Origin of the sequence: Acinetobacter sp. WU_MDCI_Abxc222, assembly GCF_025514755.1 — a bacterium.
Lineage (GTDB): Bacteria > Pseudomonadota > Gammaproteobacteria > Pseudomonadales > Moraxellaceae > Acinetobacter > Acinetobacter geminorum.
In genome coordinates this window covers 131,592-148,354 of sequence record NZ_JAHPVG010000008.1, presented here as the reverse complement: position 1 = coordinate 148,354, position 16,763 = coordinate 131,592, and the positions used below count along the sequence as shown (strand labels likewise).

The 16,763-nt window shown below is 37.6% G+C and carries 18 protein-coding genes and 1 tRNA gene; 4 read left to right on the top strand and 15 right to left on the bottom strand.

Translation table 11 applies throughout. The features are described 5' to 3' along the window. Nucleotides 1-153 precede the first annotated feature (153 nt). Nucleotides 154-768 carry an SPOR domain-containing protein gene (locus tag KTJ10_RS13430; RefSeq protein ID WP_005804763.1) on the top strand — a complete coding sequence of 205 codons (615 nt, stop codon included), beginning with the start codon at nt 154-156 and terminating at the stop codon, nt 766-768. Nucleotides 769-808: 40 nt separating this feature from the next. Here KTJ10_RS13430 and KTJ10_RS13425 read toward each other — a convergent pair whose 3' ends face one another. The 7 genes from KTJ10_RS13425 to guaA form a co-directional block, all read right to left on the bottom strand. After that, nucleotides 809-1,477 (bottom strand): glutathione S-transferase, encoded by a 669-nt coding sequence (locus KTJ10_RS13425; RefSeq protein ID WP_262442202.1) that lies wholly within the window; start codon nt 1,475-1,477, stop codon nt 809-811. Nucleotides 1,478-1,589: 112 nt separating this feature from the next. Continuing rightward, nucleotides 1,590-1,997 carry an OsmC family protein gene (locus KTJ10_RS13420; protein ID WP_262442201.1) on the bottom strand — a complete coding sequence of 136 codons (408 nt, stop codon included), beginning with the start codon at nt 1,995-1,997 and terminating at the stop codon, nt 1,590-1,592. After that, nucleotides 1,994-2,941: a pirin family protein gene (locus KTJ10_RS13415; protein WP_206222305.1), complete on the bottom strand. Its 948-nt coding sequence runs from the start codon at nt 2,939-2,941 to the stop codon at nt 1,994-1,996. The genes KTJ10_RS13420 and KTJ10_RS13415 overlap by 4 nt, the downstream gene beginning before the upstream one ends. Nucleotides 2,942-3,100: 159 nt before the next feature. Beyond that, entirely contained in the window at nt 3,101-3,406 is a 306-nt protein-coding gene (locus tag KTJ10_RS13410) for a DUF3861 domain-containing protein (RefSeq protein WP_086266226.1), read from the bottom strand. 60 nt (nt 3,407-3,466) lie between these two features. Then, nucleotides 3,467-3,982, bottom strand: coding sequence for a PadR family transcriptional regulator (locus KTJ10_RS13405; protein ID WP_262442200.1), 516 nt, complete (start codon nt 3,980-3,982; stop codon nt 3,467-3,469). 213 nt (nt 3,983-4,195) lie between these two features. Beyond that, the gene (locus KTJ10_RS13400; RefSeq protein WP_262442199.1) at nt 4,196-6,118 is read right to left on the bottom strand and encodes an acyltransferase family protein; all 1,923 of its coding nucleotides are present in this window, start codon (nt 6,116-6,118) and stop codon (nt 4,196-4,198) included. 189 nt (nt 6,119-6,307) lie between these two features. After that, nucleotides 6,308-7,876, bottom strand: a complete 1,569-nt coding sequence (gene guaA / locus KTJ10_RS13395; protein WP_002114136.1) for a glutamine-hydrolyzing GMP synthase — start codon at nt 7,874-7,876, stop codon at nt 6,308-6,310. A 385-nt stretch (nt 7,877-8,261) separates the two neighbouring features. Here guaA and KTJ10_RS13390 point away from each other — a divergent pair, with 385 nt between their 5' ends. Further along, complete coding sequence (locus KTJ10_RS13390) at nt 8,262-9,479, top strand: DUF445 domain-containing protein (RefSeq protein WP_262442217.1); 1,218 nt, start codon at nt 8,262-8,264, stop codon at nt 9,477-9,479. Nucleotides 9,480-9,544: 65 nt separating this feature from the next. Here the strand turns inward: KTJ10_RS13390 and KTJ10_RS13385 are convergent, their stop codons facing one another. Next, nucleotides 9,545-9,982, bottom strand: coding sequence for a DoxX family protein (locus KTJ10_RS13385; protein ID WP_063099663.1), 438 nt, complete (start codon nt 9,980-9,982; stop codon nt 9,545-9,547). Between the two features lie 194 nt (nt 9,983-10,176). Between KTJ10_RS13385 and KTJ10_RS13380 the strand changes: the two genes are divergently transcribed. Beyond that, nucleotides 10,177-10,818, top strand: a complete 642-nt coding sequence (locus KTJ10_RS13380; protein ID WP_199978261.1) for a DedA family protein — start codon at nt 10,177-10,179, stop codon at nt 10,816-10,818. 7 nt (nt 10,819-10,825) lie between these two features. Here the strand turns inward: KTJ10_RS13380 and KTJ10_RS13375 are convergent, their stop codons facing one another. From KTJ10_RS13375 to KTJ10_RS13355, 5 genes are all read right to left on the bottom strand, one after another. Next, the gene (locus KTJ10_RS13375; RefSeq protein ID WP_063097923.1) at nt 10,826-11,416 is read right to left on the bottom strand and encodes a LysE family translocator; all 591 of its coding nucleotides are present in this window, start codon (nt 11,414-11,416) and stop codon (nt 10,826-10,828) included. 214 nt (nt 11,417-11,630) lie between these two features. After that, on the bottom strand, nt 11,631-12,017 hold the full coding sequence (locus tag KTJ10_RS13370) for a hypothetical protein (protein WP_002114091.1): 387 nt from the start codon (nt 12,015-12,017) through the stop codon (nt 11,631-11,633). Nucleotides 12,018-12,027: 10 nt separating this feature from the next. Further along, entirely contained in the window at nt 12,028-12,870 is an 843-nt protein-coding gene (locus KTJ10_RS13365) for a ParA family protein (RefSeq protein WP_069121938.1), read from the bottom strand. Between the two features lie 76 nt (nt 12,871-12,946). Continuing rightward, on the bottom strand, nt 12,947-13,339 hold the full coding sequence (locus KTJ10_RS13360) for a SirB2 family protein (protein ID WP_005071964.1): 393 nt from the start codon (nt 13,337-13,339) through the stop codon (nt 12,947-12,949). Between the two features lie 11 nt (nt 13,340-13,350). Then, nucleotides 13,351-13,659 (bottom strand): BolA family protein, encoded by a 309-nt coding sequence (locus KTJ10_RS13355; protein ID WP_063097921.1) that lies wholly within the window; start codon nt 13,657-13,659, stop codon nt 13,351-13,353. 230 nt (nt 13,660-13,889) lie between these two features. On the opposite strand from KTJ10_RS13355, the gene KTJ10_RS13350 reads away from it, so the two are divergent. Then, nucleotides 13,890-13,965 (top strand) — tRNA-Gly (locus KTJ10_RS13350). Between the two features lie 163 nt (nt 13,966-14,128). On the opposite strand, the gene KTJ10_RS13345 is transcribed toward KTJ10_RS13350, so the two are convergent. Continuing rightward, on the bottom strand, nt 14,129-14,890 hold the full coding sequence (locus KTJ10_RS13345; protein ID WP_262442198.1) for a 4'-phosphopantetheinyl transferase family protein: 762 nt from the start codon (nt 14,888-14,890) through the stop codon (nt 14,129-14,131). Continuing rightward, entirely contained in the window at nt 14,890-16,743 is a 1,854-nt protein-coding gene (locus tag KTJ10_RS13340; protein ID WP_262442197.1) for an alpha/beta fold hydrolase, read from the bottom strand. Before KTJ10_RS13340 ends, KTJ10_RS13345 begins: the two co-directional genes overlap by 1 nt. Between the last annotated feature and the right edge of the window lie 20 nt (nt 16,744-16,763).

Genomic DNA, 16,763 nt, shown 5'->3' with positions numbered 1-16,763 from the left:
ATATTGCATGACAGCAAAACAAAGGTCATGCAATATATAGTAAGCGGTGGTTTGTATAATTAAGATAGCGAATACAGACCACTGTTTTTAGCATCGTAAGACGAGAATCAAACTCGAATTAAAAAACAATCAAAATACAGAGGAATAATCCACGTGTTTGGCAAAACGCAACGCGGTGTATCTGAAAGACCTAACAAGCCTAAAAAGCCCCTAATTCCCAAATGGTTAGGGACACTTGTCGCTATTTTGGCGGTCTTATGTATCGCTGTAATGCTTATGCTTTGGAAACCTTGGCAACCTGTTCCTGCGAAAAATCAGATTACTTCTGAACATTATCAAGAAGAAGATACTAATAAAGATTATCGCTTCTACGACCTATTGCCTCAACAACAGGTTACCCCTATTCCTGAACAAGCGATCCCTGAAAGCAAAAATCAAGGCACTGCTATGATCGTTGAGGCACCAAGTACCACTCAACCAGCTGCCTCTGAAAGTGTAGGAATTGACCCAAATCAGTCAGCTACAACTCCTCAGCAACCTACCTATATTTTACAAGTTCGTAGTTATAACGATCCTGATCAGGCTGATGCCCGCCGTGCAGAAATCATTTTAAATGGCTTATCTGCTGATGTAGTCAAAAGTACTGAAAACGGACAAACATGGTATCGTGTTATTTCCGGACCATATGACACTCAAGACGCTGCTTTGGCTGCGCAGCAAACCTTACAACACAGCGGTATTGATTCTATTGTGATCAAACGCAAGTAAAGTGAAAATAAAAAAGGAACAAATATTTGTTCCTTTTCTTTTAAGTATCAGCACAATTCCTTTCATTGGAACCAATTCCCTTTTTTTTCGCTTTTTGAAACGCTACTCTTCGCCGAATACGATGTAAAAAAGCCTGAATATGAGGATACTTACCTTGCAAACGCGTTTGCAAAGCCTCTAAAGGGAAACTCATTTGAATATCAGCAAAGGAAAAGTCACCTGCAAAATATTCATGCTCTGCCAAATAGTTTTCTAAAAAACTAATATGATCTTTCATACGCGGGCGAACAAAATTTGCTTTCACTCCTTCTGTGATTTTTTTTGCTACTGGCTGAATTAACCATGGCACATGCTTATTTACATTATTCATGACCAAAGTCATGACCAGTAGTGGCATAAGCGAACCTTCAGCATAGTGCATCCAGTAAATATATTGCTGTAAATCTTGAGGTTGTGTAGGTTTAAATTGTTGCTTTTGATCATAATGCTGCTGCAGATATTCTAAAATCACAGCAGATTCTGCGATGACTTGCTCATCATCAGTCAAAATTGGAGCTTTACCTAATGGATGAATACATTTCAATGTTTCTGGAGCAGAGTAATTAGGTAAGCGTTGATAGTAGTGAATATCATAATCCAACCCTAACTCTTCTAAAGCCCATAAAATTCGAAATGAACGCGAACATTCCAGGTGGTGTACACTAATCATATTATTGCCTGCTTTTATTTTTCTTTTTACATAAAAAACAGCATGTGAACATGCTGCTTTATTCCATTTGTGGGATGGATATAAAATCATCCACCTCAACAAAATAGCATTTTTAGGCTGTAACAAGCACAGTATGAATGTCTAAACTACGTAACAAAGTTTTAGTGACTGGGGTTTTACTGCATACTGCTAAGATTTTTTGTTGAAGCTCTTCGTTTGGCAAGTCTTTAAAAACAATACGACGTTCTATATGTTCTTCATGCTCTCGATTGGTATGAAAATCAATTTCAACCGAAAACTCACCAAAATCATAACCCTTATGCTTTGCATACATTCTTAAAGTAATAAGCGTACACGCTGCTAAACTTCCAGTAAGCAAATCATATGGTGCTGGGCCTTGATCTTGCCCTTCTAACTTCTCTGGCTCATCACAAAAATATTGGTGGCGACCACTGGTAATTTCGCCCTTCCATTGTTCAGTAAGGGGCTTTGCTTTACTACTTGCGATTACTGCTGTCATTTTGATGCTCTCATTTGATCTGGAAGAACAGGGGCTTCTAAACGTGCACCAACATAATCTGGAATCTCACCAAAACGTGCATCATGGTTAATCCATTGCTCACGGGCTTCTTTTAAATCATCCATTGTACGTGCAACAAAATTCCACCACAGTAAAATTGGAGTTTCAAACGGTTCACCACCAACTAACAGCACACGGTTCCCTTTCTTTACTTCAATTTCGATCTCACTAAGACCCGTATCTAATACCACCATATTGTCAGCCGTTAACTCATGGCCATTCACATGGGCAACACCATCTAATGCCATAAAACCATATTCAAACTCAGGATTTAATGGAATGCGGGTTTTAGTATCTTCAGTAGCAATTAAGTCAACACCCACTAATGGCGTATGTACCAAGACTGGGGAAGTAGTTGCCAAATATTCACCCACAAGCACGGTAAATTCTAGACCGTCTTTCTCAACCACAGGCAGTTCAGGATAATGTTCAAATTTCGGATCCATGTTGCGCTTATCATCTGGTAAAGCAATCCAGAGCTGAGCAGCATGCATTTGAGTTTCTGTATCAGGTGCAACTTCTGTATGCGAAATTCCGTGTCCCGCTGTCATCAAATTAACTTGCTTAGGACGAATTAATTGTTTTGAGCCTAAGCTATCGGTATGCATCATGGTGCCTTCAATCATCCACGTGAAGGTTTGCAAACCAATGTGAGGATGAGGACCAACATCTAAACCATCACCCGCAGGGAAGGTCACTGGGCCGGCATGATCTAAGAAACACCACGCACCAATCATTCGTTTTTGTCGGCTAGGTAAAGCCCGCTTAATGACTGTCCCCTGTCCAATTTCAGCAGAGCGAATTGGAAACTCCTGAATAAACTGATTGGCAAATTTCTCGCAATCCTTTGAATCAGAAATATCGTAATCATTATTATTGCTCATGATATTACTCTCTTTTACCTATGCTTTTGCAATGAGTTGTTATATTGATCTTAACAATACATTCATTATTCAATATAGTCTTTTAGTAATACACAGGGTGCTATGAATGAGACAATCCATTTTTTTAATTATAGAAAAACAAAAGCTGCACTGAGCAGCTTAAGTTGATTGAGTTTTAACGAGCTGTTTTAGGTTTTTCATGAATTGTCCGAATTGTGGGAGAAACTCTTGAAATAGTGGATGGTCTCGATTTTCTAACATGACTTCACTAAATAACTTCAAGCCAACACCAAAAGATTTTGTTGTTTCATCATCAAAAAAATCTGCTTTTTTTAAGCGCTCGACAATTTCAAAAATATCGTCATGATTTCCCGTATAGAATTCAAGACGTTCAGTATAGGTAGAGGCCTCTCCTTTCGCATTTTTTAAGTGTTGAACCGTGACATGATATTGATGTTGTTTCATATAAAAATTCTCTCTTAAAAATTAATAACTTTGAATAATTTCAATTTGCTTAAGGTCGACTTATAGGCGCCCAATCGCAACCGCAGCTTGGTCAATTTTTTCGGCAATTTGAAAAATCTGCTCTTGTTGGAAACCAGCAGAGTTCAACTTCAAACGTAAGGCTGTTTTTAGGTTTTCCATGGCACGATGAATTTCGATTAATTCATCATTACTGTGGATTTCTCGTCTTAAGCGTAGTTTTTCTAATAGCTCGTTCAATTTGTCTTGTTGTTCAGTTAAGTAAGCTTTCCCAAATTCCGTGATTTGATATTGCTTACGTTCTACGTCTAGCAAATTAATTAAATTCATTTCTTCAAGGCTAGTTAACGTCGGATAAATTGTTCCTGCACTTGGCGTATAGCCATCGCCCACCAAATCACTTATTTCTTTAATAATTTCATAACCATGTTTTGGGCTTTGCTGAATGAGATGAAGCACTAAAAGTTTCATACGTCCAGCTTCAAAAAGTCTGCCACGGCGCCCCAAGCGGTGATGTTCATTGTGTTCAATATGATGATGTTCTGATTGTTGTTTCATCTTTAAAAATTCTCGAATCTGTTTAATTTATATATATTAAGATATATCTTAATATATCTTTTATCAAGTAAAAGTAATAAAAAAGAGCAAATCGGCTGCTCTTTTTGTTGAAATGGGGTATTAAAATTATTTATAAAGCAAACTTCTTATATTAAAAGTTACCTTTATATTTAATAAAATATCTATTACATTAAATATAAAATATATATTAAATCAATATTTTTCAAGTGCCTCTCTGAACATAGGCTTTAAAAGTTTATTACCATACTCACTTAAATGATCTCCATCACGATAAATAGGTCGTCCTTTATATTCGGAAATACATTTTCCTGTTTTGCATAAAATTTTTGAAGGATCTAGTACTGTTACACCACAATCAACCGCACTTCTATTAATAATTTTACGAGTTTTTTCAGATCTTAATAAATAATCTCTATATGAAATTGATGTTTCTTTATTAGAATTATGAAATCTATTTTTAATTATTCTCTTTGGAGCATTAAAACCCAATTCTGGAATTGGTTGAATAATATAAACAGGATTTTTTTTAGAAATTTTACATAAAGTATTTTTTAAATTTCTCTCAAATAACATAAATCTATCTACATTAGACAAATTTGAATTATTTCCAAAATAAATTAATGGTCTTGGATCATTGTTAGACATACGATCCGGGTCATTCTCCCCCATTAAATAATTTGGATATCTTGCCACTAAAACAATAGGAATATTTTCATATTTTTTTAAGTTAATTAATTTAAAACGCTCCTCATTAATCTTTGAACAAATATTTATACCACTATAAAATTTGATATCAGTTATTAACGGACAGGCAGATGTTGTTAAAGAAATAATTCCTTGCGATTTTAAGTTAAAAATGGAAGCTAAAGAAGTTGTTAAAGAATCAGCATGACTATCCCCTATTATGATTGCTCTAATATTATTTTTATTACCAATAATACATTCATATAATTCATTTTTTTTACAATTATAAGGATTAGAGTTCTGCATTTCATTTTGTGCAATTTTTACACTACTGGGTAGCCGTGAAGTAAATCCATCCATTTTTTGAATTATATATACACATCCAAAAATAAATAAGAAGATATAAAGAGGTTTAACTTTATAAATCTCTCTCCATGATGAATAGCGCGTGAATTTAAGTTTTTCAATGAACTCATAACTCAAAAAACCCAGTAAGATTGAAAGTAGAACTCCATAAATCCACCAATTAACTAAATCAAAATAAAATCCAAAAACAACTAAAGGCCAGTGCCATACATAGATAGAATACGACCATTTACCAATATAGCTAAAAATCGGATTACTTATTATAATATTATTTTGATAGTTACTTGAGATAATCAAGTAGGCACCTAATACAGGGATTACAGCCATATAACCAGGCCAGAGAATATCTTTAGAAACTAAGAAATAAGACACCAAAATTAATATTAGACCAAGACATTGAGTAATAATTTTAATATCTTTTTTCTTTAATGACCATGGATAAAGAAATGCCACCCCTCCTAAAAGCATTTCCCAAGCACGACTTGTTAACAAGAAATAAGCTGTTTTACTGTCTTTATAAGTAGCATAAATACAATATATAAAACTTATCAAAAATAAAGTTATAATCACATGTTTAATATTTTTAAAACTTAAATATTTTTTTAATATAATAATAACAATTGGAAAAAATATATAAAATTGCCATTCAACTGATAAAGACCATGTATGTAGTAGCCATTTTGTATGCTCTGCAGTATCAAAATATCCACCACCTTTTGCAAAAAGAAGATTTGAAGTAAATAAAGAGCCTTTCTCGATTTGTTGTCCCAAATCTTTATACTCTGTAGGTAATACGTAGAACCAGCCAAATACTAAAAGCACAACAGACATTGTAGCTAAAACAGGGATGATACGATTGGCACGAGCTATATAAAATTCGAACAGATTAAAAGTGTTTTTTTGCACGCTATTAAAAATAATAGCTGTCATTAGAAATCCAGAAATGACAAAGAAAACATCTACTCCTACAAATCCACCTGGTAACCATTTTGGAGTAAAGTGAAAAATGACCACTGCAAGAACAGCAATTGCTCTTAGTCCATTTATATCGTATCTAAATTGCATGTAGAGTAAGGGATAAAGCTATAAGTTTGCATATTCTATAACTTCAATCAGAGTTAGTGATTAATTAAAAAAGAAAAAAGCCGACTCTTCCAAGTCGGCTTTTTCTTAATCTATTCTAAAATGTCACTGCCGCGAGCATAGCTCTTGGCGTAAAACTGGCAAAATGCGTTGCATTTTGAAACTCCAATTTTACTCCCACTCAATCGTTGCTGGTGGTTTAGATGACACGTCATATACAACACGTGATACATCTTTAATTTCATTCATAATACGCGTTGAGATTTTATCAACCAATTCGTATGGTAAGTGTGCAAAACGAGCTGTCATAAAGTCAACCGTTTCAACTGCACGAAGCGCAATTACCCATGCATAACGACGACCGTCACCTACTACGCCAACTGACTTAACTGGTTGGAACACAGCAAATGCTTGAGCAGTTTTATCATACCAACCACTGTCACGAAGCTCTTGCATGAAGATGTCATCAGCAAGACGAAGAATATCAGCATATTCTTTCTTCACTTCACCCAAAATACGAACACCTAAACCAGGGCCCGGGAATGGATGACGGTAAATCATGCTATGTGGCAAGCCAAGTGTAGTACCTAATTTACGAACTTCGTCTTTGAACAAGTCGCGTAAAGGTTCTACCAATTCAAATGCTAAATCTTCTGGTAAACCACCCACGTTATGGTGTGATTTAATTACATGTGCTTTACCTTGTTTGCTTGCAGCAGATTCGATTACGTCTGGGTAAATCGTACCTTGTGCCAAGAATTTCACACCATCAAGTTTACGTGCTTCTTCAGCAAATACTTCAATAAACTCACGGCCAATGATTTTACGTTTTTTCTCTGGATCAACTTCACCAGCCAATGCAGTTAAGAAACGTTGTTCAGCATCTGCACGAATAACACGGATACCCATGTTTTCAGCAAACATTTGCATCACTTGATCGCCTTCGTTTAAGCGAAGTAAACCATTATCAACAAATACACATGTTAACTGGTCGCCAATTGCTTTATGTAAAAGAGCAGCAACGACAGATGAGTCAACACCACCTGAAAGGCCTAAAAGAACTTTTTCATTACCGATTTGTTCACGTAATTGTTCTACACGTAAATCAATAATGTGTTCAGGTGTCCAAAGACCACCGCATCCACAAATTTTATGAACGAAGTTCGCAAGTAACTCTTCACCTTTTGCCGTGTGTGTTACTTCTGGGTGGAATTGCACGCCATAGAAACGACGTGCTTCATCACTTACAGCAGCAACTGGACAACTTGGTGTGCTTGCAGTAATCGTAAAGCCTTCTGGAATTTGGCTAACTTTATCGCCATGACTCATCCAAACATGAAGTTGGTTTTCACGGTCTTGTAAGTTGCCAATCAGTTGGTCGCGTTTAACGATATCAACTTCGGCATAACCAAACTCATGCACAGTACCAGGCTCAACTTTACCGCCTAACTGTTCAGACATGGTTTGCAAGCCATAGCAAATACCCAATACTGGAACGCCTAACTCAAACACCACTTGTGGTGCACGAGGGCTGCCTTCTTCATGCACACTCTCAGGTCCACCTGACAAAATAATGCCATTTGGCTTAAAAGCGCGAATGTCTTCTTCAGACATATCAAAAGCATACATTTCAGAGTAAACACCAGCTTCACGCACACGACGTGCAATGAGCTGACTATATTGAGAGCCGAAATCCAAAATCAGGATACGATCTTCAGTAATTTGAGTATTGGTAGTCATGACAAACCACTAAATGGCAAAAGAATTAAGCGCGCCATTTTAACATTTTTCGCGCTTCGACGCACCGCAAATCATCATATATCTTATTTTTTTCATATCAGAATCATTTCTATAATTGAATTGTTTGATATAAATCAAAATTTACTTATATTTATCAACTGTATGGGTTACGCTTAAAAACTCCATGTGTATTGATAAATTCATCACATTCTATCCAACATCGTCTTGGATTTGATGTTAAGATGACCCGATAAAACAGGCATTACCATGGAAAGGTAAATACCATAAGCGATATTTGTCTGTGCTTAAACAATTATCCATTTTTATGGCTTGTTGCCCCCTATCAAAATCAATAGAAATCTAAGGAACAACAATGCTTCAAACTATGATTGCAGATTTCCAGCAACATTTTTGGTTGTATGTCTCTATTCCTTTTATGAGTGGTTTAATTGGCTATATCACCAAGGTGGTTGCCATCCAGATGATGTTTTCACCACTTGAATTTAAAGGTATTAAACCATTTTTGGGTTGGCAAGGCATTGTGCCTCGCAAAGCCGAGAAAATGGCAACCATTGCTGTTGATCTCATGACAGCAAAGCTGATTAAACCTGAAGAAATTTTTGCACGCCTAGATCCTAAACGTATTGCCAAAGAAATAGAAAAACCTCTACTTGCAGCGGCTGAAGATATTACCCGTGACGTTGCTCAAGAGTATCAGCCCGGTTTATGGGAAGGCATGCCAGAATTTGCTCGCCAAAGACTCATCCGTCGTGTGCAATCCAAAGCACCCGAAATCGTTGAACACATCATGAGCGAAGTACAGCGTGATGTGAATCGATACTTTGATATTAAACATCTTGTTATCAGCAACTTGCTTAAAGATAAACGTTTACTCAACAATATTTTTAAACGTGTAGGGAAACAAGAATTTAAATTTTTCAGTAATGTGGGTTTCGTATTTGGCTTCGGTATCGGTGTGATTCAGATGCTGTGCTGGATTGTCACTCAAGGAAAATATCCTTGGATGCTACCTTTGTTTGGTGGCTTTGTGGGTTTCTTTAGTGACTGGATTGCACTGCAAATGATGTTTAGACCACTTTATCCTAAAAAGATATTGGGTTACACATGGCAAGGTCTATTTATTAAACGTCAAAATGAAGTTGCAGCTGACTATGCAGCTTTAATTTCTAAACAGCTTTTAACTTCACGTCACATGATGGAAGAGTTATTTTCGGGTACACATTCAGCGCGTGTTATTGATCTGGTTAACCGTCATGTCAAACAAGAAATTGATATGCAAGCTGGGGTTATTCGTCCGTTAGTTGTATATGCAATTGGCGGAGAAAAATATCAGAATATGAAATCACAAGTTGCTGAACGTATTATGCAACAGCTTCCAGAAACGATGAAATATGTAGAGTCTTATGCAGAAGATGCAATGAATATTCGTAGCACACTCATTGAACGTATGCAAAAATTAACACCTTCTGAATTTGAAGGGATGTTACGTCCTGCATTTAAAGAAGATGAGTGGGCCTTGATTGCAGTCGGCGCAGTTCTTGGGTTCGTGGTTGGGGAATTGCAAATCCAATTTATGCTTTAATTTTTAAAATAAAGAAGTAAAAAAACCGGATGAATTGCTCATCCGGTTTTATTTTGTCTTACATCTTATTTTTCGATTGCATGATCTAAACTAATACGGCCAGCACCATGAAGCATCAAGAAGAATAAACCACCTGCCATTGCTAAGTTTTTCATAAAATGGATGCCATTATTGTATTGTGCAGCTGCATCAGCCCCACCCTGATGGAACAAGAATGCAGTTAAAATACTAAAGATACCAAGACCAAAAGCTGCAAAGCGTGCTTGGAAACCAAACAATAAAGCTAAACCACCACCAAACTCAACCAAGATAACTAATGGAAGAATTCCACCCGGAACCCCCATTGATTCCATATATCCAGCAGTTGCTGCATAACCAGTAATTTTCCCCCAACCTGCAACAAGGAAGATATAGGCGATAAGAAGACGAGCAACAAGGCTAATAAAACTGTCCGCGCCTGATTGCGTTACGATATTTTTGACCACTACATTTGGATTAAACATTTTGCCACCTTTATTTAAATGCTTATTTATTGATGAGCTCATTCTAGGTTTGGGACATTGATAATTAAATACTCAAAATCCATATATATCGTTGCACAAACAGGATGATCAATTTGTATATTTTTGATGTTTTATACTGACTTTCTATAGGCTCACTGCTAGGATTTGAGAACGGTTTACCACTTAATCATCTCATGGAACTTATTGATTTTATTCTACACGTTGATCAGCATCTCGCCGAGTTTATTACAAATTACGGGACGTGGATTTATGGCATTTTATTTTTAATTATCTTTGTCGAAACCGGTTTAGTGGTTATGCCGTTTTTACCCGGAGATAGTTTACTATTTGCAGCTGGTGCTTTAGCAGCATCTACAGGTGCGATGGATCCATGGTTATTGGGGGCTCTACTCTTCATTGCTGCCGTTTTAGGTGACACAGTGAACTACCATATTGGACGTTTTATCGGTCCACGTGTGTTTGAAATGAATTCCCGATTCATTAATAAGCAGCATTTAATTAAAACTCAAGAATTCTTTGCTCGCCATGGTGGAAAAACAATTATTTTTGCCCGTTTCATTCCATTTGCCCGCACCTTTGCCCCTTTTGTTGCTGGCGCTGGCAGCATGAACTATAAGTTTTTCTTAACTTACAATGTGATTGGCGCATTTTGTTGGGTCGCTTCTTTTGTAGCGTTGGGATATCTATTTGGAAATATGCCAATCGTTAAAGATAACTTCACTCATCTTATTTTTGGCATCATTATTATTAGCATTTTACCAGGGATCATCGGCTTTATTCGTGAAAAACTAAAAAACCGAAAAGCCAAGATTTGAGATTGGTTTAAAAGAAGCGGAATACCACTGGAAGCATACATAAAATAAGCAACATAGCCGATCCTTTATATAAATGATCGGCTTTTATTTTCTGTACTGGGCCCGTCAATAATGCACGCCCAAAAAACATCCAGAAACTTGCAGCTGGAATGAGCGTCAATGTAAAAATACCAAATACAATTAGACAATTTTCAGGCGAATTCCATGTTTCGGCTGGAAAAATACCTGCTGCAAAAAGTAAGGATTTCGGATTTTTTAAGGTTGAGAAGAATAATTGACGTGGTCGAATATTACGGTGAGTTTGACTAAATTGTTGTAAATGGGTAGTTTTCCATAATCGGAATGCCATCCAGAACACATATGCCACACTTGTAATATGCAAAATGAGCAATAGCGCAGGCCAAACTGGAGCTGCCAAATGAATGAATACAGCCCAGAAGCTAATGCCATAAGCATAGCCTAACCATTCCATTGGAATAAGCCAAAAAGCTTTAGATAAACCTTGAGAATGAGCTGCGGTTGCAAGTAAAGCATTTGTCGGCCCCGGAATGAGCAAAACAGCCAACATTGCTAATACAAAAAACCAACTCTCAATCATAAAGTTTCCATAATATCCAAGATGGGGCCACCTTAAACGAAACAGGCAAAATATAGCAAGTTTATGAGGCTTATTGATTACAGAAAATACAGGATTTTAGAAGCTTAAAAACTAATAACTAATTTATTTATATTGATTTTATTATGAAACATTTTGCTAAACTTTATTCATCACAACATGCCTTAATTAGCATATTGTGATGCAAAGTTGCCTATTAATTGGTCTTTTTGCGAACAATAATTGGACAATTCTTAAACTGAGCAGCCTGAACAATTGCTTCTTGTTGGCCTAAAACACGTGAAAGTTCGGTGTTTTTCGTTGAAGAAGATTGCCCCATATTTACAGAAATAGATGGACCGAATCCCCAACCACCTCGTCCCCAGCCACCGCCGAGTCCAAGACCAACACCCATACCTGTACTTTTTGGAGTTTGCACTCCATTGTCGATATATTGCTGAATACGGTTATATTCACTTTGTAGCTGTTGGCAACTCAAAGATTGATATTGTGTCGGAGACACATAAGTCGGTTTTACCGTTGTAGCACAAGCGCCAAGAAGTAAAGTGGCTGCCACTAAAGGCGCAATATATAAGCCTTTCATCATTTTTCTCTTATCGTTTTGGCTCAATCTCACCAAACAATGTCTCATACGCTTGAGTCAATTTATGTTCGGGTGCCAAATGGGCCAAAGGTAAATTTTTCTGATGCGATTCTTTCATCAAAATCGAAGGGGGTAACATGCTATTGAGTACAGGCAACCCTTCATCTTTTAACTGCTGAACCACTTCCCGAGGTAATTTTGCTTGGGATTGGAATTGATTCACCACAATTCCTTCAATTTCCAAGCGATCATTATGATCATCTTGCGTTTCGAGAACATTTTCAATCAATGTTTGTAACGCACGCTTTGAAAAAACATCACAGTCGAAAGGAATAAGTACTTTATCTGCCGCAATCAGAGCAGAGAGAGTAAAAAAGTTAAATGCTGGTGGTGTGTCTATATAGATACGGTCATATCGTCCGACTAAGTTTTGGATCGAATCACGTAATTTATAAATTTTATGTTTACTTTCAAGCGCATGTTCAAGCGCGCCCAGTGTCGGGCTTGCTGGAAGCACATCTAATTTTGTAAAAGGAGTTGAATGAACAAAACTGTCGAGATCTTTATTTCTTGGAGCTTTTAAAATTGAACCTAATGCATTACCGATTAGACCCTTTTGTTGATTGTTGCCCAACACATCATCAAAGAAATTTTCGATATTTGGCTCTAAAATTGATTTTTCAGCAGAATAGGTTGCTTCATCACCTAAAAGATACTGACTAGAATTGGCTTGAGGATCAAGATCGATCACCAATGTTCTTAAGCCATGTTTGGCACTAATTGCAGCCAAATTTACAGTAATACTTGATTTCCCTACACCGCCTTTTTGGTTAAACACCACACGAGTTAACATGTTTCCCTCTGCATATTATTTTACTGTACGCAGTTTAACCTAGAGCTTAATCAAAAAGGCAAAGAATGTAGAACAATTAAGCAAAAACAGGTTTCACAATCACTAAGATAATAATAGCAATAAATGCAATCGCACTAATGACCAAACCTGCACGGCGCTGTGCCAATAAAAGAGTGTCATCTTTTTTAAAGGCTTTCATCAGGGAAGATAACAACACTAAAAATAGAATAATTTTAGCGTAAAACCACGGTTGTACTTGAAAGTCTTTCATGACTAACAAAATTGCACCCGTAATGAAAACCACGGTAAATGACAAATGTTGTAAGGCAACTAATACTTTACGCCCTGCTGGATTGGGTTGTTCACCTTGAACACCTATAAACAGAGTTGAAGCGCGTAAAACAAAGACCATAAGTGCGGCAGCTACCGCAGTCATATGAATAATTTTAGTGAGTAAATGTGCATCCATGAAATTAACCCTTAGCTTTTAGGTGCATGTGCACATTCTGGGCTAGCAGGAGCTTGACCTTGCCACTCACTTGGCAAATAAGCATGAATCGCTAAAGCATGAATTTGGCCCGGATTCATCAAATCAGAAGCTAACGCGTATACTTTTTGATGACGTTGAACCAAACGCAATCCATTAAACTCTTCGCTCACTATAATCACTTTAAAATGAGATTCTTTACCTGGAAAATAACCACCGTGCCCAGCAGACTCATTAATAACTTCCAAATGGCTAGGTGCAAGTGTTTGTAACCGTTCAATCAACTGTTGTTCAAGGCTCATAGCTTTTCCTTTTACGATTATTCGTATATTTGAACCTAGTATACCTTGTCTACACACAAACAAAAGTTGCTCTTGTATGCTTTGACTTCAAACAAAATGTCTATTTATTCGGCAACTTAACAATAGAAATACCGCTAAATGCTCATTTCTGTTTTTATTTTATGCAATCAGCATAATTATTTGCATAAAGTTGTTGACCCTTGTTTTGCTTAATGTATTATAAGCGGCACGCGGGAATAGCTCAGTTGGTAGAGCATAACCTTGCCAAGGTTGGGGTCGCGAGTTCGAGTCTCGTTTCCCGCTCCAAATTTAAAAGGCCCTAGTCGAAAGACTGGGGCTTTTTTCTTTTTATCGACCCATGATTTTACGTTCTATCGATTCACAGCATATTTTGAGGATAGCTCGACTCAAGCCCGAGTGTTTCATTAATAGACTCAGATTTTTAAACTACTAATTGTATCGAGTTAATCTAGTTATATTTGCAGAGTACTGGCGTTATGCGATGCGTAGATATGCATGGCACTAATTGAAAACAATCCAGATCCAATTTTTCTTGGGCAAGAAGCTGTTGTAAACAGATTGAAAAGATAAAGTTATGATCATAGACATAGCTTTGGAAATAATATTCTTCTGTCTTTTGAATATCACGAGTTGAATCGAGAAACTCTATATGTTCAGCTAACACATGAAAGTTGAGCTTCTTTAAATGACGACTCATTCCTTCGCCAGTACATTTAATATAAGATTCTTTTAAGGTCCATATTTGAAAAAACCGTTGATATACAGTGGATGGATCAATGAGTTCATTCTGCTTAATCCACTCAATTTCACTCGATGCTAGCACACTATCGACACGTCTCCATTCGAACTCACGATCCAGTCGCTCAACATCAATCCCTATTTCCCCTGCTTCAGTCACCGCAAGAACAATAATGTTTGCTGAGTGACTAAGATTAAAATACACAGCCTTGCTGCTTTGTACAAAAGGCTTGCCGTTGGGATGTAATTGAATATTAACTTGATGAGGTGAGATGCCTAGCTTATCTGCCAAGACAGTCTTCACTAATACGCGAGAGATCAAGAAAAGACGAGCCGCCTTAGGATGATATTGATCATATCTCAGCTTCTCTGCCGAACTGAGAAAGCCGAGATAATGACTCAATACCAAATGATCTTGTGGTACCCGTGAAACTGGGCAGACATAAACCTGCACTTGGGCACGATCAGACATTAGGAAGCGGTAGTGCTGTTGTATTTCATCAGAACAGGCGCGAGATAGTCAGAAACCGCATCTACATGTGTAACGTGCGGATTATGGCCTGCACCAGCGATAATATGTATAGGGATATCTGCGCTTATTGTGGTAACAATTGGATCTTTATCTCCCACAATGATTTCAACTTTAGATCCAAGCTCATTGAGCAAAGCTGTTTGAGTTACACGCTGTTCTGGCAAACTAATCCGATGCATATACTCACTAATATGCTTGGCTACCGACACTCGACGTAATGAATCCATCGCATAACCAACCGCCGGATTCTGTTGCCCATCTGGATGCAAGTCTTTAGCAATCACATCTTTCGGCACAAAACGGAAAATTAGTTTAGATATTGCTTGTATCTGAAACATTTTAGCAGCCTGCGCCTGAACAAAATAAGGCGATATAAGGATGAGGCGTGCAACTTTTTCGGGATATTTCTTTGCAAGATTTAATGCAAAGAGACAACCTAACGAATGTGCAATAACAACACTATTTGGCGCTAAAAGTTTTGCAGCAGTGTCGATAAATTGATGGTTATTATCTTCTATCATTTCATAACTACCTGAACGCCCAAGTCCTGGCAGATCCATCATAGCAACCTGATCATAGGTAATTTTATTGATGATTGGAGACCAGCATTTGCTATCAAATGGAATGCCGTGTAAAAACAGTGCGGAAGATTTTTCTGAACCAACTGGCTGTTTAGTATAGATTTCTGTCCAATATCGGTTCTGATAGCTAAAAGAATTAGGTGTTGGTACTTGCATACGACCAAAGCGTGTAAGTACTAGACGATCAATCCAGCGAGAAAAATAAGGAATGATATTGATCAGGTCCGCGATGCCCATCTTCACTGCCATCGCCTCTGCCCCCGCAACATGATAGTGCTCGGTAGAAATGAATGAGAGTTGCTCTTTAGAACCGTCAAGCAATACCTCAGGCAATTTCTCCAATAGAACCTTGGGTACTTGCAAATGTGGTGAGCTGACTCCCAAGTGTTCAGCAGCGAGATGAACCAGACGATGAAATTTCGGCGTCGCAGGATCAAGCAGCATATACTCCTGAGCAATGGTCTCAGGATAAGACATCGTTCGGATCAAAAAGCTCACGATATACTGCATATTGCATAGGGGCAGGAAGGTGTCACGCCCACCTGGCAATGCCAGCAGACGTCCCTGATAGAGCTTATCAATCATGTCAGCAATACCGATATATTGCATATCGCCATAGTTATAAAAACCATCAATGACCGTCGCTGGATTTATTGCAGTCCATGGCACATTTAAACGCTTACAGGCCTCAATGAAAGCTTGATAACCTAAAATTTTTGAAGCTTCATAACCACCATGTTTGCAATACAACTCATCAGCCGACTCTTGCGGCGGCGTAGCGACACGATACCCACCAATCCAGATAAATCGTTCAAGCTGCTTCAATGTTGCAGCCCATTTAATCAAAGTAAGCCCTGACTTAATATTCGTACGCTCAGCTTCAGCTTTGCTAATACCCCAATTAAAGGATGCAGCAAGATGATAAATCACATGGATCTTTGTCTGGGCATCTGCTAACAGAGAATCCAGCTTAAAATCGCGACTTAAATCATATTCAACAAACGAAATAGATGGATCGGCTAGCCCTTGGGTTGCAATAAAATCTAATAGCTTATCTTTCTTGGTTGCGGCATTACGCAGTGCAGCAATCACCTGATGACCTTCATGCAGAAGTTCAACGATCAATCTGCTGCCAATAAAACCTGCTGCACCTGTTACTAATATGGTCTTCCGTGAAAAATTATCTTTTTTTGCGTTATTTAAATTATCCATAAATCACCTTATTAGGTGCT

What these genes read in the sequence shown, in the direction of transcription:
- KTJ10_RS13415 (WP_206222305.1), bottom strand. Translation starts at nt 2,941, where the DNA reads ATGAGCAATAATAATGATTACGATATTTCTGATTCAAAGGATTGCGAG.
- KTJ10_RS13355 (WP_063097921.1), bottom strand. Translation starts at nt 13,659, where the DNA reads ATGAGCCTTGAACAACAGTTGATTGAACGGTTACAAACACTTGCACCT.
- KTJ10_RS13400 (WP_262442199.1), bottom strand. Translation starts at nt 6,118, where the DNA reads ATGCAATTTAGATACGATATAAATGGACTAAGAGCAATTGCTGTTCTT.
- KTJ10_RS13420 (WP_262442201.1), bottom strand. Translation starts at nt 1,997, where the DNA reads ATGACAGCAGTAATCGCAAGTAGTAAAGCAAAGCCCCTTACTGAACAA.
- guaA (WP_002114136.1), bottom strand. Translation starts at nt 7,876, where the DNA reads ATGACTACCAATACTCAAATTACTGAAGATCGTATCCTGATTTTGGAT.
- KTJ10_RS13370 (WP_002114091.1), bottom strand. Translation starts at nt 12,017, where the DNA reads ATGAAAGGCTTATATATTGCGCCTTTAGTGGCAGCCACTTTACTTCTT.
- KTJ10_RS13405 (WP_262442200.1), bottom strand. Translation starts at nt 3,982, where the DNA reads ATGAAACAACAATCAGAACATCATCATATTGAACACAATGAACATCAC.
- KTJ10_RS13360 (WP_005071964.1), bottom strand. Translation starts at nt 13,339, where the DNA reads ATGGATGCACATTTACTCACTAAAATTATTCATATGACTGCGGTAGCT.
- KTJ10_RS13385 (WP_063099663.1), bottom strand. Translation starts at nt 9,982, where the DNA reads ATGTTTAATCCAAATGTAGTGGTCAAAAATATCGTAACGCAATCAGGC.
- KTJ10_RS13375 (WP_063097923.1), bottom strand. Translation starts at nt 11,416, where the DNA reads ATGATTGAGAGTTGGTTTTTTGTATTAGCAATGTTGGCTGTTTTGCTC.
- KTJ10_RS13380 (WP_199978261.1), top strand. Translation starts at nt 10,177, where the DNA reads ATGGAACTTATTGATTTTATTCTACACGTTGATCAGCATCTCGCCGAG.
- KTJ10_RS13340 (WP_262442197.1), bottom strand. Translation starts at nt 16,743, where the DNA reads ATGGATAATTTAAATAACGCAAAAAAAGATAATTTTTCACGGAAGACC.
- KTJ10_RS13345 (WP_262442198.1), bottom strand. Translation starts at nt 14,890, where the DNA reads ATGTCTGATCGTGCCCAAGTGCAGGTTTATGTCTGCCCAGTTTCACGG.
- KTJ10_RS13410 (WP_086266226.1), bottom strand. Translation starts at nt 3,406, where the DNA reads ATGAAACAACATCAATATCATGTCACGGTTCAACACTTAAAAAATGCG.
- KTJ10_RS13425 (WP_262442202.1), bottom strand. Translation starts at nt 1,477, where the DNA reads ATGATTAGTGTACACCACCTGGAATGTTCGCGTTCATTTCGAATTTTA.
- KTJ10_RS13365 (WP_069121938.1), bottom strand. Translation starts at nt 12,870, where the DNA reads ATGTTAACTCGTGTGGTGTTTAACCAAAAAGGCGGTGTAGGGAAATCA.
- KTJ10_RS13390 (WP_262442217.1), top strand. Translation starts at nt 8,262, where the DNA reads ATGATTGCAGATTTCCAGCAACATTTTTGGTTGTATGTCTCTATTCCT.